Annotated in this window: 23 protein-coding genes; 7 read left to right on the plus strand and 16 right to left on the minus strand. The window is 44.4% G+C overall.

Translation table 11 applies throughout. The annotated features are described in order from the left end of the window. Positions 1-5: 5 nt before the first annotated feature. Positions 6-1,226, minus strand: coding sequence for an MFS transporter (locus tag NYE58_RS19375; RefSeq protein WP_076106745.1), 1,221 nt, complete (start codon positions 1,224-1,226; stop codon positions 6-8). Between the two features lie 281 nt (positions 1,227-1,507). On the opposite strand from NYE58_RS19375, the gene NYE58_RS19380 reads away from it, so the two are divergent. Both NYE58_RS19380 and NYE58_RS19385 read left to right on the plus strand, forming a co-directional pair. Then, positions 1,508-2,194: a GNAT family N-acetyltransferase gene (locus NYE58_RS19380; protein ID WP_179086781.1), complete on the plus strand. Its 687-nt coding sequence runs from the start codon at positions 1,508-1,510 to the stop codon at positions 2,192-2,194. Between the two features lie 24 nt (positions 2,195-2,218). After that, positions 2,219-2,527, plus strand: coding sequence for a DUF4190 domain-containing protein (locus NYE58_RS19385; RefSeq protein ID WP_076277588.1), 309 nt, complete (start codon positions 2,219-2,221; stop codon positions 2,525-2,527). Between the two features lie 75 nt (positions 2,528-2,602). On the opposite strand, the gene NYE58_RS19390 is transcribed toward NYE58_RS19385, so the two are convergent. From NYE58_RS19390 to NYE58_RS19425, 8 genes are all read right to left on the minus strand, one after another. After that, entirely contained in the window at positions 2,603-3,793 is a 1,191-nt protein-coding gene (locus tag NYE58_RS19390) for a Ger(x)C family spore germination protein (RefSeq protein ID WP_341002756.1), read from the minus strand. Beyond that, positions 3,786-4,889, minus strand: coding sequence for a GerAB/ArcD/ProY family transporter (locus tag NYE58_RS19395; protein WP_076218056.1), 1,104 nt, complete (start codon positions 4,887-4,889; stop codon positions 3,786-3,788). The genes NYE58_RS19390 and NYE58_RS19395 overlap by 8 nt, the downstream gene beginning before the upstream one ends. A gap of 37 nt (positions 4,890-4,926) precedes the next feature. After that, on the minus strand, positions 4,927-6,597 hold the full coding sequence (locus NYE58_RS19400) for a spore germination protein (RefSeq protein WP_341002758.1): 1,671 nt from the start codon (positions 6,595-6,597) through the stop codon (positions 4,927-4,929). 172 nt (positions 6,598-6,769) lie between these two features. Next, on the minus strand, positions 6,770-8,968 hold the full coding sequence (locus NYE58_RS19405; protein ID WP_341002759.1) for a DEAD/DEAH box helicase: 2,199 nt from the start codon (positions 8,966-8,968) through the stop codon (positions 6,770-6,772). Beyond that, the gene (locus tag NYE58_RS19410; protein WP_341002760.1) at positions 8,965-10,284 is read right to left on the minus strand and encodes an ATP-binding protein; all 1,320 of its coding nucleotides are present in this window, start codon (positions 10,282-10,284) and stop codon (positions 8,965-8,967) included. The genes NYE58_RS19405 and NYE58_RS19410 overlap by 4 nt, the downstream gene beginning before the upstream one ends. Before the next feature lie 15 nt (positions 10,285-10,299). Beyond that, a complete protein-coding gene (locus tag NYE58_RS19415; RefSeq protein ID WP_341002761.1) occupies positions 10,300-11,856 on the minus strand; it encodes a TerB N-terminal domain-containing protein in 1,557 nt (518 codons plus the stop codon). A gap of 185 nt (positions 11,857-12,041) precedes the next feature. Beyond that, positions 12,042-13,244, minus strand: coding sequence for an MFS transporter (locus NYE58_RS19420; protein ID WP_036677382.1), 1,203 nt, complete (start codon positions 13,242-13,244; stop codon positions 12,042-12,044). Between the two features lie 90 nt (positions 13,245-13,334). Further along, entirely contained in the window at positions 13,335-14,102 is a 768-nt protein-coding gene (locus tag NYE58_RS19425) for a DUF1836 domain-containing protein (protein ID WP_036676915.1), read from the minus strand. A 114-nt stretch (positions 14,103-14,216) separates the two neighbouring features. On the opposite strand from NYE58_RS19425, the gene NYE58_RS19430 reads away from it, so the two are divergent. After that, positions 14,217-15,527, plus strand: a complete 1,311-nt coding sequence (locus tag NYE58_RS19430; RefSeq protein WP_076126650.1) for a hemolysin family protein — start codon at positions 14,217-14,219, stop codon at positions 15,525-15,527. A gap of 50 nt (positions 15,528-15,577) precedes the next feature. Here NYE58_RS19430 and NYE58_RS19435 read toward each other — a convergent pair whose 3' ends face one another. From NYE58_RS19435 to NYE58_RS19445, 3 genes are read right to left on the minus strand one after another with little or no spacing between them, the layout of a single operon-like run. After that, positions 15,578-16,111, minus strand: coding sequence for a GNAT family N-acetyltransferase (locus tag NYE58_RS19435; RefSeq protein WP_076309509.1), 534 nt, complete (start codon positions 16,109-16,111; stop codon positions 15,578-15,580). A 24-nt stretch (positions 16,112-16,135) separates the two neighbouring features. Beyond that, positions 16,136-16,564 carry a GNAT family N-acetyltransferase gene (locus NYE58_RS19440; protein WP_076274573.1) on the minus strand — a complete coding sequence of 143 codons (429 nt, stop codon included), beginning with the start codon at positions 16,562-16,564 and terminating at the stop codon, positions 16,136-16,138. A 25-nt stretch (positions 16,565-16,589) separates the two neighbouring features. Further along, positions 16,590-16,943, minus strand: coding sequence for a VOC family protein (locus NYE58_RS19445; RefSeq protein ID WP_036677380.1), 354 nt, complete (start codon positions 16,941-16,943; stop codon positions 16,590-16,592). A 191-nt stretch (positions 16,944-17,134) separates the two neighbouring features. Between NYE58_RS19445 and NYE58_RS19450 the strand changes: the two genes are divergently transcribed. Next, positions 17,135-18,451 carry a TrkH family potassium uptake protein gene (locus NYE58_RS19450; protein WP_076184980.1) on the plus strand — a complete coding sequence of 439 codons (1,317 nt, stop codon included), beginning with the start codon at positions 17,135-17,137 and terminating at the stop codon, positions 18,449-18,451. A 54-nt stretch (positions 18,452-18,505) separates the two neighbouring features. Here the strand turns inward: NYE58_RS19450 and NYE58_RS19455 are convergent, their stop codons facing one another. Continuing rightward, on the minus strand, positions 18,506-18,784 hold the full coding sequence (locus NYE58_RS19455; RefSeq protein WP_076126655.1) for a hypothetical protein: 279 nt from the start codon (positions 18,782-18,784) through the stop codon (positions 18,506-18,508). A gap of 178 nt (positions 18,785-18,962) precedes the next feature. Here NYE58_RS19455 and NYE58_RS19460 point away from each other — a divergent pair, with 178 nt between their 5' ends. From NYE58_RS19460 to NYE58_RS19470, 3 genes are all read left to right on the plus strand, one after another. Then, positions 18,963-20,195, plus strand: a complete 1,233-nt coding sequence (locus tag NYE58_RS19460) for an aminopeptidase (protein ID WP_038571402.1) — start codon at positions 18,963-18,965, stop codon at positions 20,193-20,195. Between the two features lie 44 nt (positions 20,196-20,239). After that, positions 20,240-21,469, plus strand: coding sequence for an aminopeptidase (locus NYE58_RS19465; RefSeq protein WP_076126659.1), 1,230 nt, complete (start codon positions 20,240-20,242; stop codon positions 21,467-21,469). 227 nt (positions 21,470-21,696) lie between these two features. Then, the gene (locus tag NYE58_RS19470) at positions 21,697-21,879 is read left to right on the plus strand and encodes a hypothetical protein (protein ID WP_076126661.1); all 183 of its coding nucleotides are present in this window, start codon (positions 21,697-21,699) and stop codon (positions 21,877-21,879) included. Positions 21,880-21,953: 74 nt separating this feature from the next. Here NYE58_RS19470 and NYE58_RS19475 read toward each other — a convergent pair whose 3' ends face one another. From NYE58_RS19475 to NYE58_RS19485, 3 genes are read right to left on the minus strand one after another with little or no spacing between them, the layout of a single operon-like run. Next, positions 21,954-22,646 carry an AlkZ-related protein gene (locus NYE58_RS19475; RefSeq protein ID WP_076281756.1) on the minus strand — a complete coding sequence of 231 codons (693 nt, stop codon included), beginning with the start codon at positions 22,644-22,646 and terminating at the stop codon, positions 21,954-21,956. A 25-nt stretch (positions 22,647-22,671) separates the two neighbouring features. Continuing rightward, complete coding sequence (locus NYE58_RS19480) at positions 22,672-23,244, minus strand: TetR/AcrR family transcriptional regulator (RefSeq protein WP_076190237.1); 573 nt, start codon at positions 23,242-23,244, stop codon at positions 22,672-22,674. Next, positions 23,245-23,961: an MBL fold metallo-hydrolase gene (locus NYE58_RS19485; protein WP_341002764.1), complete on the minus strand. Its 717-nt coding sequence runs from the start codon at positions 23,959-23,961 to the stop codon at positions 23,245-23,247. Positions 23,962-24,013 lie beyond the last annotated feature (52 nt).

The following is a 24,013-nucleotide window of genomic DNA, read 5'->3' on the forward strand; positions in this document are numbered from 1 at the left end:
CGTTTCTAGCTAATCTCTGGTATATCCTCTTTCTCGATCACTCTATAGACGATCCATATGCATAAAGCGGCTACAACTAGCGTTCCCCCCATTAAGCAGACACCACTCCAGCCCCAATGCTGCCATGCAAAACTTCCCAGCGTGGATCCAATCGCTCCACCTGTAAAAGTGCTGACCATAAAAACAGTATTAATACGACTGCGAGCCGCTGGTTCAAGTGCATATATGCGTGTTTGGTTACTGACCTGTGATCCCTGTACCCCAAGATCCAGAATTATAACTCCTGCAATCAAACTCCAGATCGTAAATCCGGCTAAACCAAAAAATCCGTAAGCAATTAATGTAATTAACAGTAGGATTCCTACAATCTTTTTGGGAGCAATTCTGTCTGCTAACCTCCCGATAAATGGAGCACCAGCAGCACCTGCTACACCAATAAGACCAAACAATCCTGTAATAGAGCTACTGTAGTGATAAGGTTCTCCTTCCAGAAAGAAAGCTAGAGAAGTCCAGAACACACTAAAGCCGCCAAACATGCAAGCCCCAATTAAAGATGACTCACGAAGCGTCGAATATCTGCGAATCAGTTGTCCCATTGATTTCAGCAGATCTGAGTACGAGGAATTATTGTCTGGTTTCGTTGCCGGGATTAGCCGATAAAGAATAAGGGATAACAATAACATGACTACTGCGGCAATCCAGTACATCGCTCTCCAGCCGAACATATCCCCTATAATTCCGGATATTGTTCTTGCTAGCAAAATACCAAAAAACAATCCGCTCATTACTGTGCCTATAACCTTCCCCCGCTCCTCCGGTAAAGCTAACTCAGCCGAGAGAGGAATGATGACCTGCGGCACCACCGTAGTTATGCCGATAGCAAAGCTGGCGATATACATCCAAGTGAGGTTTTGTGCGGTAGCGAAACCAATTAGTGACAGTGATACAGCAATAAGAAGTCCTGATATCAGTGTTCTGCGTTCACGAATGTCACCTAGTGGAACAAAAAATAACATTCCCAGCGCGTAGCCGATTTGAGTAAGCATCGATACATATCCCACTGCGTTAGAGGAAGCATTAAATGTGCGTCCTATCTCAGCTAGGAGCGGCTGATTATAATACATATTTGCCACGCTTAGTCCTGATGCAATGGCTAGAATTAGGATGAATTGCTTAGATAGACCTTCTCCTACACGAACAGCAGCGCCTGTGATAGATTGTGTCATGAAATTATGTGCCTCCGTTCACGTATGCTGCTTCAAACAGCGAGCTTTATTTTCCCTAATATATTATAACAGTCAATGTCAACCTTCCTTCTTCAATAGATTAATGATTAGTAAAGGAAAAAATATAAATATCTTCATAAGTACAATTTATAGTAAAATATATAAATCTGAGCTAGGAGTGGATGAACGTGCACCAGAACGAACGAATCATAAACAAATTACAAACGAATCCCTTAAAGAATGTAAGCTTGTTAAAAATGTTAAACTCCTTCCACGAAGTCATGGAAACACATCTAGTTGAGCATGGTGATCAGTGGGGTATTGTATTACTTCTTCCAGCCACAGCATACGCATATGATCATAGGGTATATCCTCAAGCGGATTACATCGTATTTTTGGATTACAGCTGCCCCGATATATTTCCAGCTTTACTACCACTGCTCCCAGCACAGGCGAAGCTTGTTTTTAAACTACAGGATGTGAAGTACCAAGAGGCACTGTCTGCGCATTTTTCTTTAGAAAAAACTCGGGGGTTTTTCTCTTACAGCACAACTGAGGGGTTAAGGTATAGTAAGGACAAAGAGGTGTCAATCAATCATTCATTTGACGACAGACTACTTCCACTTTGGGCTGCTAACCATTACAATAAGGAAGAAATTGAGGAATATTTCCAAAAAGGAGCGTTTTCCGTTTCAATCTTTCAGGGCGACAATCCGGTTAGTACCTGCCTAGCGTTCCGAAATGAAGAGCAGATTTGGGAAATCGGCGCTGTTCATACTTTAGAAGCATTTCAAAGATACGGATACGCGAAAATGGTAGTTCGCACAGCCATACAAGAAACGTTAGAACGAGGCTTTATTCCACGCTATCACGTCCTTGAAAGAAATCAAGCGTCCATTCGTCTAGCTGAATCTATTGGACTTATCCCTTGTGTGCAGCTAGAGCACTGGATTAACTACATTCAATAACAAACTCTATTGGAGGTGATTTTAATGAGCTATCCACCAAACGACAATTTGAACTATTATCAGCCTCCACCCCCTCCGGCACCGACGAATGGCAAATCAATCGCTGGTTTTGTCTTGGGAATCCTCTCTATTGTTGTGCCTTATATTGGTTTTCTGTTAGGAATTATTGCGATTATTCTATCCGCCTTATCGCTGAGGGAAATCCGTAATCGTTATGAACAAGGCAAAGGCCTCGCGATTGCAGGCCTGGTATGTGGAATTGTGGGCACGCTGATGTACGCAATTATTATATTATTCGTCGTTGTGTTTGTTTTTGCAGCTTCTACTTACTAACCACGAAAAGGATCTCAATAGCCATCATCGGCTGCTGAGATCCTTTTCGAGTTAACACGCTATCAAGTGAACCCTTCATTCAGTCGTGGAACCAAAATCGGTGATTTTAAGCTTAACATCAAAGGTCAATGGCATCCGAATAAATTCCTCGTCCCAATGATCCTTGATCTTTTTCCAAACCTGCGGTTTTTCTATGCTGAACCAATTTCCGAACCCTGCCACATCTACTTTATAGGTGGAATGCATTTTGTGAATAAGAGCATTGATTTTTTCGGTTAATCTCTCCTCGAATATCTTCTCCAATTCTTTGAAATAGGCAACTTCCGCGGAATGCTCATTATCATCCCAATTCTCAATAAGACGTCCATCAGACTCAATGGCTACATGAATAGAGAACTTCTCATCCGCAGTCTCCTTCAGCGTAATCTTACTCTTAACTGATTTAATTTCATAAGTAATCGCTTCATTCAACTGATTATAGGTTTTAATGCTCCCACCTTTTATGTCCCCTTTGATCCAGGCTATACTCGCCACATCCTGTTGATCAATATTGCCAATCCACTGTCCTGTGTCTCCCTTGATAATACCTGCTCCGGAAAATTCCACCTCACCTTGTGCCTCCACAACGTTCTGTAAAACAAAGCTTTGCCTGGAGTACATAAGTGCATCTAGATTAGACAACGTTATGCCCTTCATAACTTTACTGGTTCTGAAGTGGTTATGAATCATGTCTGCAAGACGAAAAGAAGGAATCTCCTCCGAAGTTGTTTTAAGTGTGTCGGATGCAGGCCCTTGGCTAAGAAATATAAGACAGCTAGGGCGGATATCATTATCTCGCAGTAAAAAGTCCATTAGCCGTCTGATCTTCTCCTGTTGCACCAGTTTCTCAGATATGACAACAACCTTGAGGTGATGACCTATAATCGGACGGTTCTTACGTATTGAGATTTGGCGGAATATCTCAAGCAGAGAATCCCCTGTCTCAGAAATATTGTGATAATGAGTTTGTGGTGTTGCGCCATCTTTGCCAGAGTTTCCGAGTATTTTTTCAGGCACAATTTGTACCGTAGCCGTCAATTTATTTTTCTTAAAATAGCTTCCTCCGAGTTCCTCAAACTCCCGTTCGACTCCTTTCGGCTCCCCCTTGTCAAGCGCCAATCCCGTATAAACACTCAAGTCTTCAATCTCCTTACTGCTCCAGCAGCCAGACTGCGTAAGCAGAATCACGAATACCAATAGTAGGCGAATAACCCGCTGTCTAAACATTCTGCTTGAGTCCTTTCTTCCTAATGATTAATACAATCGACAATAACAGTGGCAGCATTATAAAGATCAGCACACCCATATAGCCAATCGCATCACCAAGACTAAAGACATCATTGATGCGCTGAGGGATCATCGTACAGATGAAGATGATGGGCATTAAAGCGAACATAACCGGATGGATCTTTAGGTGGAATACCTGAGAGATGCCAAGTGACGCATTAAAGAAAAAGCTGCAAAAATTACAGAACATCTGCATCAGCCAAATGACGAGCAACGGAAATTCAAATCGTTCAAAAAAGAACCCTGATATTTCAAAGCTCCTTACCAAATCTATCGTAGGCCAGGTGCTGGTGATTACAGAATTGATGGATAGGCCGCCGATAACCATCACAACAGTAACCAGATACAATACCAGCGGGATACTTAAACCGACCATCATTCCTTTGACCGCTTGCTGCGGATGTTCCATAAAGGCCGTCATTGTCATCACAACCTCACAACCGGTAAAGATCAGGATGCTCGACTTCATGCCTCGGATCACCGGCATCAGCCCTTCACTCAGAAAAGGACGTAAATGCTGGATATCAAATATTCTGGCACTTAAGATATAACAAATAATCAGGATAAAAATACTGATCGGAAATACAATCTGAAACACGCGGGCCATGGAATTAATCCCACCATAGACCAAATAAGTGCCCACCCAGATGAACGGCATTACAATTGCCCAGATCGGAGTTCCTTCCAGAAGAAAGAACAATGTTACTTCCGCCAGAACGCGGATTTCGAAACCCGCAATCACAATAAAGTAAAGAATCAATATTGTACTCATTACACTGCCTGGAAGATTCCCAACAATTCTTTTAGAATACTGAAAGACAGTCTTCCCTGGAAATTGCTGGCTAAGCTTCACCATAACCAATATGACCAAAGATACGACGATACCTCCCAGCACTACTGAAATCCAGGCATCGGGAGTCTGCACAGCCTTAACAACATTTCTGGGCAAAGTCAAAATTCCCGCACCTAGCATTGAATTGGTCAAGATTATAGAAGCCTGCGAGGTTGTGATCTTGTCATCAGTTCGTTTAAACACTGTGGTCTCCCCTCTGCTCCTGCTAAGAATACATTCTCTAGGACCTGCGCTTTTTCTTCTGGGTCTTCAGCATCTCCGGTCTTCGCTTCATGATCGATAACGGTGCACGAACGAACAAATCCTTCCAGTCACTTAAGCGGAAAGGGGAAATAGGGGTGACGTAAGGAACTCCAAAGCTTGAAAGCCGAGTCAGATGACTGCAAATAAGCAGGAAGAAAAGGATGGTTCCGAACATGCCCAGGACCGCCGCAAATAACATGCCTGCGAATCGTAAGATCCGGAGAGTAATCCCCGCACTGTACATCGGTATGGAAAACGAAGAGATCGCTGTTACAGCTACAACAATTACCAAAAAAGGACTTACAATACCAGCCTGTACCGCGGCATCTCCAATGATCAGACCTCCGACAATCCCCATTGCCGGACCTATGGGCTTCGGCAGCCGAATTCCAGCTTCACGCAAGATTTCAATGGAAATTTCCAGAATCAACACTTCAATTAATGCAGGAAAGGGTACACCTTGGCGTGTTTCGATAATGGAGATCGCCAGTTGTGTAGGAATCAGTCCCGGATGAAAAGAGATAAAGGAAATATACAGCGCCGGAGCCAACAGAGCCAGAAATGATGCACAAAACCGGAGTATCCGCAAAAGTGTACCCGGAATCCAGCGCTCATAATAATCCTCAGGAGACTGCAAAAGCATACTGAACGTCACTGGAACAACGAGTGCAAACGGTGTGCCATCCAGCAAAATCGCGACTCTCCCCTCTAACAAGGAAGCAATCACCCGATCGGGTCTTTCCGTATTCTGTGTCTGCTGAAACGGGCTTAAATAATCATCCTCGATCAACTGTTCCACATAGCCGGATTCCAGAATAAAGTCCATATCAATTTTGGAGATACGTTCCTTCACTTCCTGGAGCAGATCAGGATTTACAATGTTTTTCATATAAGCGATAACCAGGTTCTTCTTGATTTCGCTGCCTACTTCAACCATTTTCATTTCCAGATTCTTATTAAGCCCTTGGCGCCGCAGCATAGAGGTATTCTCACTAAGCACCTCGGTAAAGCCAATCCGAGGCCCACGCAGTAAAGCCTCCGAGGTTGGCTCAGTAATCGCGCGCACGGATCCATGCGGAGAACCCACCAGCAACATCTCACGCATGCCTTCGACAATCAGCGCAGTGTATCCGAATAGGACAAACTCCTGCAGTTGGTCTAAATCCTTGGCTTCACTAAGCTGAGCTAAGGGGAGCATATTCTGTTTCAAGTAGTTGTATATTCCTTCTGAAACCTGCGTTTCGCCAGCATACATCAGATTCTGCAGCACCTGCTGATTGATTAGCTCCTCGTGCTGCATCCCCTCTACATAGACCAATGCGGCACGTGCCTGTATACCTTTAACTGAGAATTCACGAAAATGTACATCACTGTTCTCCCCCAATGCCGTTTTTATCGCTGTCAGATCGGCATCATAGTCCTGGGTAAAAGCAGTAGACACAGGAGGCTGCGGATTTACTTCCCGATTGTCATTCTTCTTCAGTTCCGCATCCTGTGATTTGGCCTCTGTTTCCTTGGAGCGTCCGCTTCCAACATAAAAATACAAATGCCTGTAAAGATAAAAAATCCCAACGGGAAAGAGCAGCGTAATCGCCGCCTGCATAAAAATTGTCCAGTCCGGAATATAAGAGACTATTTTAGGCCACATCGCAATCATCCTCTATAGGAATCTGTTAGTACTATTCTCCTTCCACCCTATTCTTATGCAACATTTGAAACTTAAGGAAAGTTCATATATCAGCATTGGTCCGGACATAACAAAACGCCCGCATAAGCGGACGTCTGCAATTTAGAGTATTTTCAACAGGTACTGCTTAAGGTTAATTAGGTTGCTGCCACTGCTTTAAAACCTCAATCAGACCCGGGACATCTAATCCATCCAAGGAAAAAGCTTTGCGCAGCAGCTCATGCGGGATGAACTCATCGTATTTTCCGAGATAGGGTGCTTCATCTGGGGATAACAATGATAATGGATCTGTGGCAGCCATACTTTCGGCAATGATCTCTGCTTCCAGCGTTTCTGCATCTGTTTTACCAGCAACGACCATATAATAAGGTTCCATGGGATCGATAGAACGCAGTCCCAGAGGGCTCTTCAGATTGTTCTTCAGAAGGCGCTCCAGCGTGCGGAATTGCCGACTGCCCGCCCAGGGCAGAATGAACATGGAATCTCCACCTGCCGGCATAACGGACCGCACAAGCATTCCACTTTCCTTCGCTAAACGACGAGCTCGTTCGATCCGCGCAGCCGCACTCGGAGCTAAATAAGGATACAATGAAGTGGCTCCTAAGATTTCACGGATTTTGGTCATGATGCGTGTATGTACATCCCCACCCGCACCAAGCCACAACGTATCTACTTTGCCGCGTGAGGTTTTCACATAAACGGCTTTATGGCGATTATCCACCTCTTCTACCTTCCAAAGCTTACCTGCCAGAGTAAAACAGTAGCCTGGTGGTGGAACCGTTGTGATCGATCCGATTTCCTCAGTCCCGTTATAGACCACATGCTCTTCATCATCTTTGAAGACCGCGTAGAAGCGGAAGTTATTTACGATCTTCTCTCCCGCCATCCCGATGATCAAGCTGCCTTCGTCCATCTTCTCAATTTGTCCCATGCCTAACATATAGGTCATGAAAATATCATAATCAGTAGGATCTATGGTTTTAAACGAAGGCAAACTCAGAACCGCTTCTTTTAAATCATCCGGTTCGGCCTCACCCATACTTTTCAAAATGCTCATCGTCTGATGGTACAGCAGTCCAACTGGCAGCTGACGCACGACCAGGGGTTCCACCCATTTCTCGCGCACATATAGCTCAATTACCGCTATCGCTCGAAGTAGTGTCCACGGCATCCGCGCCGGAAGCTGAGCTTCCTCGTCCTCTTCCTCGGGCGTGACAAAGATCATCTCGGATGCAGCGTCTCCACGCCTGCCCGAGCGGCCTAACCGCTGCACAAAGCTTGCGCAGCTATAGGGAGCGCCGATCTGTAGCACTCGCTCCAGCTCGCCCAGATCAATACCCAGCTCCAGCGTCAACGTCGCTGCGGCAACAGCCGGTCCGGTGCCTTGCCGCAGCGCGGCTTCCGTCTCTTCACGCAGCATCGCGGAGATGCTGCCATGGTGAACGTGAAATACATCCCGTTCACCACGCTTCGCGGCCGTCCTCCGCATCTCTAGGGTCGCCGTCTCCGCATCTGAGCGGCTGTTGGTGAAGATCAACGCCTTCTTCAGATGCGTATGATCATAAATGAAATCGTAATAAGACTGCTTCGCACGTTCTAAATGCTCCGCCTGCACCTCATCCCGTGCATCCGGGAAAGAGAAATGCTCCACACTTAAACGGAGCTTACGCCCGCCTTGTGGAGCGGACACTTCAACGCTCTCCCGCGTGCCCGCCGCCAGCCACTCTGTGACAGAAGCGTAGTCACTCAGCGTAGCTGATAGTCCGATTCTGCGAGGATGGCATCCCGCCATACGTGAGATTCTCGCCAGCTGGCTTAACACCTGAATCCCCCGGTCAGCTCCCATAAAGGCATGCACCTCGTCAATGACAATAAAACGTAGATCATGGAACAACGCTGGAATAGCATTCGGGCGGTTCATCAACAATCCTTCAAGCGATTCAGGGGTGATTTGCAGCACGCCTGAAGGATTCTGCACCAGTTTTGTTTTATCGGCTTGTGGTACATCTCCATGCCAGTGCCACACCGGAATGTTGCCTTCACGAAGTAAATCATTCAAACGTGTAAATTGATCGTTGATCAAAGCTTTCAGAGGGGCGATATACAAAATGCCAACCGAACCGGAAGGACGTTCATACAGCTCAGTAAGCGCAGGGAAAAAAGCTGCCTCTGTCTTACCTGAAGCGGTACCTGAGGCAATCAGCAGATGATGCGGGGTATCAAAAAGCACCCGGCAGGCATCCACCTGTGCCTCACGCAAAGTCTCCCAGCGGTTCTTATAAATAAACTCTTTAATGAAGGGAGCCAGCCTATAGAACGGATTATCACTCATAATTCAAACTCCGCCAGAAACCCATCCAGTTCATTTTGCTCAGTCTCAGCTGGCTTAGCCGTTTTTTCGCCCACTAGCTGTTCAAAAGTAATCTCCGGATGCTGGTGGAGCGTATGCAGCAGATCCATGAAATCACGAACTACCTCCCGTGGAGTTAAGAGTTCCTCAGCCCCTAATCTTCCAACCGCTTCCTCCATAAAATGAACCAATTGTTCCTGTGATAAACGTGCTTCATAACCATAATGTAGGGCGTGAATCTCTTTAAGCTTTTGCAGCAGTACAAGAATTTCCTCGTGTGATAACATGTCCAGTGCAATGATAGGTCCAGTATAATTGTTCAGACCCGCCGCCCCGTACCGGCCAGCAACCAATCGCGATCGCAGTGCCTCATAACTAAATAATCCACGCCGTCCATCTTCCACAAATTGCGGTGTTCCCCCTATAAAAATCCCAAGGTTCTCTGCCTTCCCCTGCATCGTATCATTGAACATGGTAAGCAGCTTTTCATAGTTGCTCTGACGGGAAATACTGTTCGTAATTTTATAAAGATTGACACCTTCATCAATAAACAGCAGCAGACCTTTATAGCCAATAGCCGCGGTAAATTCCGCCCAAAGCTTCATATAGTCATACCAATTATCATCATCAATAATCACGCCAACTCCAAGCGCTTTGCGGGCTTCTGTCCGAGTTGCAAATTCTCCACGCAACCAGCGAAGCGAATCCTGTTTCTGGTCATCATCGGCCAGCTTGTGTGCATTCCAATAAGAGGCGAGTACTTTGGCAAAATCAAAACCATGTACCAAACCACGCATTTCAGAGGCTACAGCGTAAATTCGCTTCTCTACTTCTTCACCAAGCTGAGGGTGATCAGGCCCATATTCCTTCTCCTGCATCACGGACTGCTGTAGCGTAATAATCCATTTCTGCAGGATGATCTCCAACGCTCCACCATCTGGACGTGTGCGGGTCGATAAATGGCTCATTAGCTCCCGGTAAGTCGCTAGACCTTGTCCTTTAGTTCCTACTAACCTACGCTCAGGGGACAGGTCAGCATCTGCTACTACAAAATCACGATCCATCGCGTAATTACGGATCATCTGAAGCAGAAAGCTTTTGCCGCTGCCGAATTTGCCTGTAATCAGCTTAAAAGCTGCCCCACCCTCTGCAATGTTCTCCATATCTCTTAATATGGCTTCAATCTCCGGCCGACGGCCAACGGCTATGTGCTCTAGTCCGATACGCGGAACAACACCAGCCGTCATCGAATTGACTAGCGCAGTTGTCATTCGTTTAGGTATTTTTAATTCACTCATCCAAAGTTCACCTCATTAAATATTGCGCAGCATAGAGATATATTCCTCAACAATGTCTTCCCCCTCAATGATCAGATCACCAAGAATGTCCATTGCGATCTCATTAATCTCATCAATTAGAAGCTCTGACATCGTGCCATTAGCAGCAGCCAGCTTCAGTAAAGCTTGACTTCCATCCTCATCCAAAAGAGCAAGCAGTGCTTCCCGTTGTAGTGGACTTAAAGCATTGGCAAACTGTTCTGCCTCCGATCCTATGCTAACCGCTTGAGCTTCTTCAATCACCTCTACAGGCAACAATTCTTCCTTACTATCTTGTATTGGATCGATTTCACCGATAGTTGCTTCGAGCTCGCTAGCCTCGTAATCTTGCTCGTCCATATTCTCAACCGTAAGCATTGTCCGTACAATTTCAGAATCACTTTGCAGGCGTTTTAGCTTCTCAGGATCTATGACGACTGTCGGCCCTTTGTCTTCCTGCGTCTCTTTAAGGTACTCACGCTTTAGAAAACGAGTGATCAAATCGTCCATATCGGCATCTACATTAATACCTTTAAGTCGTCCGCGGTAGCCCATCAGTTCCCGGAGTTTATTCTCAGTCAGACGAAATAGCCTTGTAATCAGACTGCGAAGTGGTGGAGATTTACTAATACGTACAACCGGTATAAGAACAGAATAGCCATATAATGAAATATCATATACGGCACTTCGGAATAAATAACGCTCCCGCATCACCGCTGGTCCAGGCGGAAACATCTCAACTAGATTGGAGCCGTGTTTCCGGGTGACATAAGCATTAATTAACGCCACGACCTGCGGAATGTATTGTTCAAGAGCCTCATTGCCTTCTCCGATGTAGAACTTGGATTTACTAATATCATAGTCCGACATTGCCGTTAATACTGCGAAGGTTAGCTGCTCAGGAGCAGTCGTCAGTCCTCTCATTAATTCAAGCTCCGCCAGATCCCCAGCAAGACCACGTGAACGAGCCACAATGATAGAAAGCGGGACATCCAAATGATGTACAAAAGAGAAGTCCGCGATCCAGCCGCCAAGATATTGATCCAAACGTTTATAACTTTCCCGGTAAGCTTCCCAGATCAGATTTAGCTGCCTATAGCCATCATTAGGGTCAGTCCACCCCACGCCATTAATAAGCTCATATACATGCAGAAAAATATAAGAAAGATCTGTTTTCAGATATCTGCCTTGTCTAACTTCATTCCGCCAATAAAAATACCATCTGCTTTGCGTGCCTGTCATATGGCCATATGTAGGCCAGTAACTCTTAAAAGGAACAAAAAGCGCTGTGTCCTCAGTTTTTTCAACTAATTCCTTCGCTCTTGTTACGAACTGCCCTTCGGTGGTACTCACAGGCTCCGGCGTTTCCATCTCTGTATCCCAAAGCTGCAGCTGTAATGAAGGTTCAGGGGTTGAATTTGTTTTGCCATTATTCTTAGAAGATGACTTAGGCAGCGCAGGTTCAGGGGAATTTCGCGGCGGAATCGGTACATTTTGTTCCGTACTTTCCCAGACTAATTCTGTGAAATGCGGCTGTTTCCTATCATTACTCATGTGCGATCGCTCCGTCCTTATAAATAAGGATTAATGTAAAAAAACGGTCCTGTTCACAACTGTGAAGGAACCGTTTTGTTCTTACGTGAATAGTGGTCATCCATACAGGACGACAACATCGTTTCTTCTTGATATTTTAGCATTGTTGATAGATTAACATCAAGTATGTAATGCAGAATCACACTTTAGAGAAGCTCGGTTCCCTTTGTTTCTTTGCCAAGGAACAATACCGCTAATGCACCGATAATAATCGTTACAAAAAATAGCATAAAGATCGAGCCAATCGCCATAGATTTACCTACTAGAACCCCTACCAGCAAAGGTGCGATAATGCCCCCAATCCGGCCAAAGGAAGTTGCTAAACCAGCGCCTGTGGAACGAATAGCCGTTGGGTACAGCTCTGGCGTATAAGCATACATGCCACCCCAAGCGCCAAGATTGAAGAAGGATAAACAAATTCCGGCAGCCATCAGCATGCCTTCAGTAGTCGCATTTCCGAACCATGCAGCGCTAACCGCAGTGAACAACATATAGATGACTAGGACAAATTTACGTCCGAACTTTTCAATAAAGTAAGCGGCAGTAAAATATCCAGGCAGCTGAGCGAGCGTCATAATAAGCACATACTCGAAACTTTTGACCAAGCTGAAGCCTTTAAGTACCATAACTGTAGGCAGCCATAGAAACATGCCATAATACGAGAACACCACCGTAAACCATAAAATCCACAACATAATTGTAGAACGGCGATATTCTGGCGACCATACGGTAGCGATTCGTTTCTTTAAGGAAACGGGTGCCTTTTTAATCTCAGCAAATTTCGGTGAATCATCAATCGCCCGTCTTAGATATAAAGCGTAGAGTGCAGGTACAGCCCCAATTCCGAAAGCTATACGCCAGCCATAATCAGGGATAATGAAGAACGCGATTAATGCCGAAGCAATCCAACCGACTGCCCAAAAGCTCTCCAAAAGCACAACCGCACGGCCTCTCTCCTGAGCAGGCATGCTCTCTGAGACCAAGGTAGAAGCGACAGGCAGCTCTCCGCCAAGACCAAACCCAGCAATAAAACGAAGCACACAGAGGATCGCAAAGCCTGTTGCAAATGCAGATAATCCGCTTGCCGCCGAGAAAATAAGGAGTGTCCACAGCAATACCGGTTTACGGCCAAAGCGGTCTGCTAATATCCCTGCCGCTGCAGCACCTACTGCCATACCGACGGAATTAATACTAGTCAATATACCGATCTGCTCCGGTCCCAGATTCCAATCCTTAGCTAAAGCTGCTACAACAAAAGAAATCATTCCGACGTCCATCGCATCGAACATCCAGCTCAAGCCAGCGCTGAAGAGTAATTTCCTTTGTTTCGGATTCCGCAGCAGTGTCATTTGATTCACTTCGAAGCCCCCTTATTTCAACCTGTTAACCAATAAACTTACTTTTGATTGTTTCACTTATACATTTTAAAATTGAAGTGCTCAAAAATCAAGAAATAAAGCAGCATTAAAGTATTGCCTAGCCAGCGATTGAAAATAACAGGTCTGCACAGAAATTGTGGCGATAAGCAGCATATTACGAACGGATTCTCTCTGCGCTCTCGACAAATGTGTCAGCCGGTTAATTACACGATCTATAGAGCTTTTTAACGAGGTATCTTCTTTCCAAGAGAACTCCTTGTGCAACACTTGATCTACTTTACATTGCGTCTGAATCGATGGATTGCTTTTGATCTCCTCAAAAAGCCCTGCATAGGCGTAATACAGCTTGGCCGGTTCAATTAGATCATCATCATCCCGATCCGGCTTTAGGAACATTAGCTGGAACAGTTGGCGGATACTTTCAAAGTTAAGAGCGGATTTGAGATCATCGATAATAAACAAAAGCGCCGCCTGATTAACCGAATATTTCTTTCCTTCTTTAGGCGAACCGAGATATTCCTTGAAGTCGCGCTTGACCCAATTTTGCATAGCTGTGACGGTCAATGTGGAATACTCTATAAGATGGCCCAATGAAGCAATTTCACCAAGTGAAAAGCCTTTTACATGGCCGCCTTTAATGATCTTTTGTAATATGGGTGGAACATTGGTTGATAAAAAAGCGGGCAACGAAGTCCCCTTTTGTAATTCTTCACGGTGAAACTTTGCCCATGCCTCTTGGAGGATATTCAGCGGTTTCCGGTCTGACAATCCGGTCAATGAGAGCAGTAGACTGGACATCTCCACACGAGTCAATGCAAATGATTCCATATCTGTTTCCCTCCACCATTTGATATTTTACTGAAAAGTTCGTAGAATAGTTCATAAGAACTCATAATAATGAGTATAACCTATTTTAGGAACGAAAGGGATGGTAAAGATTATATGGGTATAGGACTTAGTTTGACGTTGGTGGTTATTTTGATTATTTTAACCGCTTTTTTTGTAGCAACAGAATTTGCATTGGTGAGACTTAGAGGTAGCCAGATCAGTCAAATGGTGCTTGACGGAAAGAAGAATGCCTTGGCAGTACAGAAGGTATCCGCTAATCTCGATGGCTATTTATCCGCTTGTCAGCTCGGGATTACCATCACTGCGCTGGGTATTGGTGCACTGGCAGAGCCTGCATTCGAACAGTTATTGCTTCCTATTTTCGACTGGGCCAATATCAGTTCTAGTGTGAGTCACCCTCTTGCGTTTTTACTCGCATTCATCATTGCAACATTCTTGCACGTCGTTGTCGGAGAACTTGCTCCGAAGACGGCAGCTATAAACATTCCGGAAAAAATCGGTCAAATTACTTCACCGCTGATTATTTGGTTCTACAGAATTTTGTACCCTCTCATTTGGTTCATGAACGGTTCCGCTAATATGCTTGTTCGTCTTTTTGGGATGAAACCAGCTAGTGAGCATGGAGACGCGCATAGTGAAGATGAGATTCGTTTGATCCTGTCCGAGAGTTACGAAAGCGGGAAAATCAATAAAGCCGAATATGGCTATGTTAACCGAATCTTTACTTTTGATGAGATGCTCGCCAAAGAAATCATGGTTCCGCGAACCGATATGGTATGTCTTTTCACCAATCATTCGTTGAAAGAAAATTTCGAAATTATCCGCAAGGAGCAATATACTCGTTTCCCTGTGGCACAAGGCAGCAAGGATAATATTATCGGAATGATCAACACGAAACAGCTCTATTTGCAGTATGATAACAATCCTGATTTTGATTTCCATAGCTTAATTCAACCCGTACTGACAGTATCTGAGGTGACACCGGTCAAGAATCTTCTAACTCGTATGCAGTTGGAGCGTGTGCATATTGCCTTGCTGCTTGATGAATATGGCGGAACATCCGGTCTCATCACGATTGAAGATATTTTGGAAGAAATCGTTGGTGAAATCCGTGACGAGTTTGACGGTGATGAACGCAGAGAAGTCGAAAAAATAAGCGATACTAACTATCTGTTCGACGGTAAGGTATCTCTGTTAGAGGTCAAGGATCTTACAGGGCTTGATTTCGAAGATGAAGAAGTGACCACAGTTGGAGGCTGGGTATACAGTCATATCGCAGATCCAGCCATTGGCAAAAGTATTGTTCGTGACCATGTAACATTGACCATCCGCGAGATGAACAGATACCGTGTCCGCAAGGTTGAAGTTGTTATCGAACAATCAAGCAACACTGAATCATCATAAATTACGAAATCATAACCTTTATTCATAAAAAAAAGGATAGGGTCATCAGATTAAATCTGACACTCTATCCTTTTTTCTTTTTGGAGAATTTTGCTCATATAATACTCATCCACCCACTTACCATCGACAATAAGAGATTTCCGCTTCGTCCCTTCGATTTCAAACCCGCTCTTGGTATACAGCCCCAAAGCAGCTTGATTATGGGTCATGACGGATAACTCAAGACGAACAATCCCATTGTTCATAGCCCAGATGTCCATCTCCCGGAACAGGCCAGCCCCAATCCCATTCCCCTGATATTGTTTCTGAATCCCAATCACTATGTACGCGCTATGTCTATTGCGTCTAACACTTCCACCTCTAACAGACAAGTAACCTGCCAAATGATCGTCAACCTCTGCCCCTATAAGAATTGAAGTTTCTGCTGCCAGAAAGCTTTCGAGCATTTCTTTGACCTGACAAAGACTAGCTTGTCTTTCATCCGGTTCCAATAACATAAATTTGGACTCTTGGTCTAACTGATGCTGAAGTCGAAGCAATTCACCTGCATCCTCCGGCACCAGTTCTCTAAGTGTAACCATCATATCATCACTTCCAATCGTAAATAACTATAAGTACTTCTTGAATACCTTACTGGAGCTGCTATCATAACCAAGAATTTCGTAGAAACGATGCGCTTCTTCTCTCTTTGCAGCACTTGATAACATAATCTTAAGGGCTCCCTTGGAGATTGCTACATTCTCGGCATGTCTCATTAGCATTGCGCCATACCCTTTTCCTCGTACTTTTTCAGCCACAATGACTCTTTCTATGACAGCAAAGGGCCTATCGTCACACAAAGCATCCATACAAAAATGAAGATGTAACGACCCGACAATTGTTTCTTGTTCTTCGCACACATATAGAAAACTCTCCGGATGATCTGCTATCTGCTTCAGCCGCTCAGGAGATACATGAATAGCTGGATGCTCAGGCAGCAAAATCCGATAAAGTTCTTCAATGAAGGTAGCGTCTTCGGTCCTAGCTTCTCTTATCATTCGTCTACTCCCTTCTATACAACGATTAACAACGACAGACCATGATCACATTTCCATCGGGATCTTTAAAATTAAACCAATGATCATGCTCAATATCCGTGAGAATCTCTCCTCCGTTGGCCTTTACATAATCATAAGCAGCATCAATATCCTCGGTGTTAAGATGAAACGAAGGGATGTTTAGAACAGATTCAGCGGTGTAAATCTTACTGTCCAAAACGATGCCCGGTCCCTGCATAGGGACTACATATAAATGACCGAATAATACCTCTCCATCTAATGGGAGTCCAAGCAATTGGCAATACCATTGTTTTGATTTCTCAATATCCTTTACCGGAATAAAAACAGCACCAATCTGATTCAGAATCGGACTTATCATCATTAAGAAAGCCTCCTCTTTTAAGTTGACGGATAGGGTGTTATTCTAGAATAATTCGATAAAATATGTCAATTACCTCCCTCCATTTAGGGAAGGGCTGGTAAGTTGTGTTATAATTCTGTGAGCATTACTCCAATATCACGTACGTCAGGAGAATTACATTGGCTAACCTGAACTTCGGTGGTTTTAAAATGACCCCACCCAAAGTTTTATCACTAGGATTCTTAATCCTTATCACTGCCGGGACTTTTCTGCTTAGTCTCCCGGTCTCCTCAACATCCGGACAAATATCCTTTATCGATGCCTTGTTTATGGCGACTTCAGCCACTTGTGTAACAGGCCTTGCGGTCATTGATACGGGAACTCAGCTAACTACCTTCGGACAAGTTGTTCTACTCATTTTATTTCAAATCGGAGGATTAGGCTTTGTAACGATGGCTACTTTGATTACCTTGGTCCTTAATAAACGGATATCCTTGAAAGAGCGAATCCTTTTGCAAGAATCCATGAACCAAAATTCGATGCAGGGAATTGTACTCTTAATCCGTAGAGTCCTGATCTATTCTCTTGTTATTCAGCTGTCGGGGGCCGTGTTGTTTGCTGGAAGGTTTATGATGGATATGCCCTTTGGGAAAGCAGCATATTATGGGATTTTTCACAGTATTTCTATCTTTAATAATGCAGGCTTTGATCTCTTCGGTGATATTCATGGGCCGTTTAGCGGACTTACTCGTTTTGTAAATGATCCCATTGTTAACTTCACCTCAATGAGTCTCATATTTCTTGGAGGGATTGGTTTTATCGTTCTGTCTGATCTTATGGACTTTCCTAAACGCAGAAGACTCACTCTTCATTCAAAGGTTGTTCTTTGGACTTCTCTTATATTGATTGTTATTGGTGCGGGGCTGTTTTTTTTACTGGAGTTTAATTCTACGCTGAAGCCCTTGAGTGCAAGCGGAAAGTTTTGGGCGACCTTTTTACAAGCGGTAACTCCGCGATCTGGTGGTGTCACCACCATTGAAGTTCCACTTTTACGGCAATCCACACAATTTCTGATGATTCTATTGATGTTTATCGGAGCTGCACCTGGGTCGACGGGTGGAGGAATCAAGATCACTACATTCGCCGTACTGGTTACTGCAGTAGCTGCGCGATTACGGGGGAAAGAAGATATTGTAATGTTCCGCCACCGGATCGCTAAAGAAAATGTATATAGAGCCCTTACTATCACATTAATGTCTCTTATGCTGCTTGTCATCGCTACGATGTTATTATCCTTAACCGAGAGCGCTGAATTTCTAACTGTACTTTTTGAAGCAGTATCTGCTTTTGGAACCTCAGGCTTATCTATGGGCCTTACTCCGGAACTGACTACGGCAGGAAAGGTTCTAGTGATTATCCTGATGTTTATGGGCCGGACCGGACCACTTACACTTGCTTATGCTTTGAAACCAAAAGGTAGTAAAGAACTGTACCGTTACCCAGAAGGTAAGATAACGATTGGATAATCATGATATGGCCAGCGGCTACCAGATAATGCCGCTGGCGTCATATCAATAATATTATTGTTCTTCCACGATTTCTTGTTGATCAAGTGCAGCATCCAGCAACTGATTGTACACATCATCGTTATTCTCCAGCAATGCATCCGTTTCTAAGAACTGTTCCTCGCTCCCAGGCTCACCCGCAAAGCTTAGACTGTAATCCCATTCCGTTCCTCTTGTACTGAAGAAAGTAATTTCATATGGAGCCTTATGATTTTCGAGAGTGAATACAGTCCTCCCTACATAACTTTTATCTTCTTTACGGCTCATTTCAGCACTTACGATCTCTAAATTCATCCACTTATCTTCCTTCCTATCATCAAATCAGCTACCCTTTCAGTATATCATTGAAATGAATGTAATTCCTTCTCTTTGCACTGTAAATTCCACGTAATTGACTTTTTTCATCCGGCGGTTAATAATTTAGTACAATGCTTGTAAAGTACTAAACTATTAGTAAATGGAGGAAATTACAATGACTGATTTTCAGGCTAAGCTTAGTAAATATGCAGATTTAGCTGTACAAATAGGTGTTAATGTTCAACCCGGGCAAATTCTAGTGGTGAATGCACCGATTCTTGCCGCTGATTTCGTACGTCTAATTACCGCTAAGGCATATGCTATCGGAGCAAGTTTAGTTAAGGTGAACTGGAGTGATGCAAGCATTACACGCCAACAGTTTGAACACGCTGCGCCAGAGGTATTCACTCAGCCTCCTACTTGGTACGCAGGTGAAATGACTGAATTCGCCGAAAAAGGTGCGGCTATCCTTAACGTGATCGCTGAAGATCCTGATGCACTTAAAGGTATTGATCCAGTACGTATCTCCAATTTCCAAAAAGTTCGCGGAGCTGCCCTCACCAAATATCGTGAAATGCAAATGTCCGACAAAGTGAGCTGGAGTATTGTAGCTGTTCCTTGTCAAGCTTGGGCGGATAAAGTATTCCCTGAGGTTCCAGCCGAAGAACGTGTAGATAAACTCTGGGAAGCCATTTTCCACACCGTGCGTCTTGACCGTGAAGATCCAGTAGCTGCATGGCAGGAGCATCTTGACACCTTGGAGCAAAAAGCGAATGTACTCAATGCAAAAAAATATAAAAAGCTGCATTACATAGCACCTGGCACTGACCTTAGCATCGAGCTTCCTGAAGGCCATATCTGGGCACAAGGAGACAGCATTAATGCAAAAGGTCATTCTTTTGTAGCCAATATGCCTACCGAAGAAGTCTTCACTGCACCACTAAAGACTGGTGTTAATGGCACTGTAAGAAGCACAAAGCCACTTAGTCATGGCGGCAACATCATCGATGGCTTCTCTATTAGCTTTGAGAACGGCCGTATTGTAAGTGTTACTGCTGAGCAAGGTCAAGAAGCGCTAGAGCACCTCATTAGCATGGATGAAGGAGCGAAATACTTAGGGGAGGTTGCCTTGGTTCCTCATAAATCCCCTATTTCTGAATCCAACATTCTTTATTACAACACATTGTTTGACGAAAATGCTTCTAATCACCTTGCTATAGGTATGGCTTATGCCTTCTGTTTAGAAGGCGGTAAAGACATGAATCCAGAGCAGTTAATTGAGCATGGCCTCAACAATAGTGTAACCCATGTGGATTTCATGATCGGGTCAGCTGAGATGAACATTTACGGGATAACTGCTGATGGAACTGAAGAACCTGTCTTCCTGAATGGAAACTGGGCGTTCTAATTTAAGCACACAAGAGATACAGGATATTGGGAGGAATAGAAACTATGTTGGATTTCAAGCAAAAGCTGGAGAATTACGCATTGCTGGCCGTGAAGATTGGCGTTAATATTCAACCGGGTCAGACACTCGTTGTGAATGCAGATATTGTATCCGCAGAGCTTGTGCGACTTGTGGTTCGTAAAGCCTATGAAGCCGGTGCGAGACTTGTAAAGGTAAATTATAGTGATGAAGTTGTATTACGTACACGTTATGATCTTGCTCCATCTGATTCCTTCCTGGAGCCGCCGCAGTGGCAAGCCGATGAATTAGAGGATCTTGCTAAAAAGGGAGCCGCATTTCTAACCATTATCTCCGCTGACCCAGATCTTTTAAAAGGCGTTGAACCTGGAAGAATTGCCGATAATCAACGTATTTCTGGGCAGACCCTAGCACCTTATCGTGAGTACTTAATGGGGAATCATGCGAGCTGGAGCGGCCTTGCCTTCCCATCAGCCTCTTGGGCGGCAAAAGTGTTCCCTGACGCTCCATCAGAGCAGCAGGTTGAACTATTATGGGACGCCATCTTTAAAGCCACACGTGCGGATCAGGAAGATCCTATTGAAGCATGGAGCCGCCATTTAGATGGACTCAAAACTCGTTGCGCTTCCTTGAATGAAAGTAAGTTTCGCAAGCTGCACTATACAGCACCTGGTACAGATTTAACTATTGAGTTGCCGGAAGGACACATCTGGTGTCAGGCTGGAGCTGTGAACGGTAAGGGCGTCCCTTTCTTAGCCAATATTCCTACGGAAGAAGTGTTTACTGCCCCTCTGAAGTCTGGTATTAATGGTAAAGTGAGCAGCACTAAGCCACTTAGCTACGGCGGCAATCTAATCAATAACTTCACGCTGACCTTTGAGAACGGTAAAGTGATTGATTTTACTGCTGAAGAAGGCGCAGAAACTTTGGCATCACTAATCGCACTGGATGAAGGCTCTTCCTATCTTGGTGAAGTTGCTTTGGTGCCTTTCCACTCTCCGATTTCTGAGAGCGGTATTCTTTATTACACTACGTTGTATGATGAGAATGCCTCCTGTCATTTGGCTTTAGGTGCAGCTTATGCCTTCACAATTCAAGAAGGAATTACGATGACTAAAGAACAGCTGTTGGAAAAAGGAATGAATCAAAGCCATACCCATGTTGACTTTATGATGGGCTCACCTGAAATGAATATTGACGGAATTAACGATGATGGAACAACAGTACCTATCTTCCGTAATGGGGATTGGGCTTAAGGCTTAAACAACACCCGTTAGATCCTAGATAGAACCAACTTCAAACAACCCGCTTAGCTCTCTAATTAGAGAGTAAGCGGGTTGTTTTTGTTTTAATAGCAACATTTCAGGTGGTAAAATGCCCAAATTTGAATAAAAGTTCATTATTTGTTCACACTATTGTTGATTTCCGTTCACAAATATGTCACAATACAGTTAAGGATTGAATTTCCAAGGAGGGGATTATCATGTTGAGAGACCCAGTATCCAAAGAAGTTGACAGCCTCGAAGAAGAACAGCTAGAAATTCAACCACCGGTAGATTCAAGAATTGTTGCATCTAATGCTATTAAATACACTGCCTATGTTATGCTGCTTTTTGGATTCTTGTATTTCCTGATTGCTTACTTGGCGCCTATGTTGGAACCTTAATGTGATGGATATAATTTTATTGGAAAACGCTTACGGTTAATCACTCTCTATGGAGCAGTGATTAACCGTTTTTATTAATTCCATGAGAATGCTTTGTTTGTCCAAGCTATTGCTGTTGGCGACCATACCCCGTTCATCTTCGTTTGTATCCAAGCTACGGCCTCTTCTCTATCCCCTTCAAAAGCGGATAAACCGTTATCTGACATCCAGTGACTGACCGTCTCGAACGAGGTGCTGCTCCAACCATTTACATCACCTTCATCATTCAGGCGTTGGTTGATGCCTGAGATCACCATATCTAACGATCCTTGCAGCTCAGTAACCGCGTTATCGAAGGCTGTTTTCTTTTCTTTTGCCTTCATATCAGCCTCTGCCCGAAGTTTACGTGTATCAATGCCTTCATGTTCACGAACAATCTGCAGTAAGGTCACAGCTTCTTTACTAGCCAACCCATCCTTATACCGCTCTTCAATAGATTTGGTACTGCCTACTGCTGCTACAAATGCCGGGAACCACTCCCTTGAGACCAAAATAGCCTTTTTCTTAATAAACTTTCCGTATCCTGCAAGACCCTCACCTGGAAACTGCGCACGCCATGACCACGGATCTAAATCTGTTCCAGTATGCCAATTCTCGGGCTTAGTTAAGCCGTTTAAAGACGGGTGCCCGGGAATCAGCGCAGCAAGCGGTAAAATCCCCAATTTCGTAATAATCTCTGCTGTTTCCCCATAAGTGGTGACACTACCTTGTTCATATTCCTGACCCATTTGTTCATCATCTCCTAGATCTAATTTAATCTGATTTCATATTTCCAATTCCGGTTATAAAAGTGCTAATCAAGCGGGTTAGACTCTCGTTAGTATCGAGCGCCATACCAAATCCACCCTTTTGCTCCAAAGAGGCGAATCCATGTAGGATACTCCGTAATCCCCTTACGGCATGAAGTTCTCCTTCTTCACCTAATTGATAACTCTTCATCACCTGAATTATAAACTGCAAAATATGCTCACCAGCCGCTTCAAGCTCCGTGTTCTCCTGTTCAGGCGCTCGTAGTGTAGTCTCATACAAACCTGGTCTACTTCTAGCAAAATCCACATATGCCCGGCCCATCGCGTGTACAGCAGCATCTCCATTTAATCCCTCAGCTGCGTTCGACATGCAAGTAAATAATAACTCTAAACCGTAAATGGCGAGCCCGGTCCGCAAATCCTGCAGGCCATTTATATGGTTATATAGTGACGGGGAACGAACACCTAGTTTAGCTGCTAGTGCAGCCAAGGTAACAGCTTCTATACCTTCAGCATCGGCAATTTCTGCTGCTCTAATCACTAGCGTGTGACGATCTAATCCTGCTCTAGGTGACATTTAATTACTCCTATCCTGAATCATTTGTGCCTTACTTATGGCTTTCTCCATCTCTTGCTTTGGCGCTTTAAGTAAGTTGCCGTGACCCACAGCAAGTAAAGCTGGAGATAACTCTAGAAGCTTAATCGCACTATTCAGAGCTTGAGCTTTATTCCATGTAGCCATTGCTGGAAAAGGAAACAGGGGGATGATGGTTCCAGCCACCGCAGTACCCCGGAAGGTCTGAAGAGCATCCCCCACGATTACAGCACCGCTGCGTGAATCAAGGAAAGACATAGAGCCGGGGGTATGTCCTGGAGTGTGAATCGCTGATAATGAGCCAATGGTATCCCCTTCGTGGAGAAGGACATCTGGCTTGGTAGCTATCTTCTTCGGCACGCCTCCCTTAATAGGGGTTTGAGGTTCTCCTTCCCGAAGTGAACGATCTCCACGTAGTAATGCCGAATCTCGCTCAGAGATGTACACCTGAGCCTCTGGACGTTGCTTTTTCAGTCCATCCAGTGCCCCAATATGATCATCATGCGCATGCGTTAAGATTATGCGTGTAAGCTTCTTATTTAGCTTCGCTTCAGTCTCCATAATTCCTTTTAGACTAAATGGCATAGCCGCATCTATTAAAGTCAATCCATCATTTTCCTCAATAATGTAACAATTCACTGGAAAAAAATTGGGCATCCAAGTCAACTGCAATAAATGACCTTCACGTGTTACTCTCATCCTTACCCCTCCGATAAACTAATGGTATTAGCTTAAATATAAACTAATGACA

Source organism: Paenibacillus sp. FSL L8-0708 (assembly GCF_038009325.1).
Classification (GTDB): Bacteria; Bacillota; Bacilli; order Paenibacillales; family Paenibacillaceae; genus Paenibacillus_AQ; species Paenibacillus_AQ odorifer.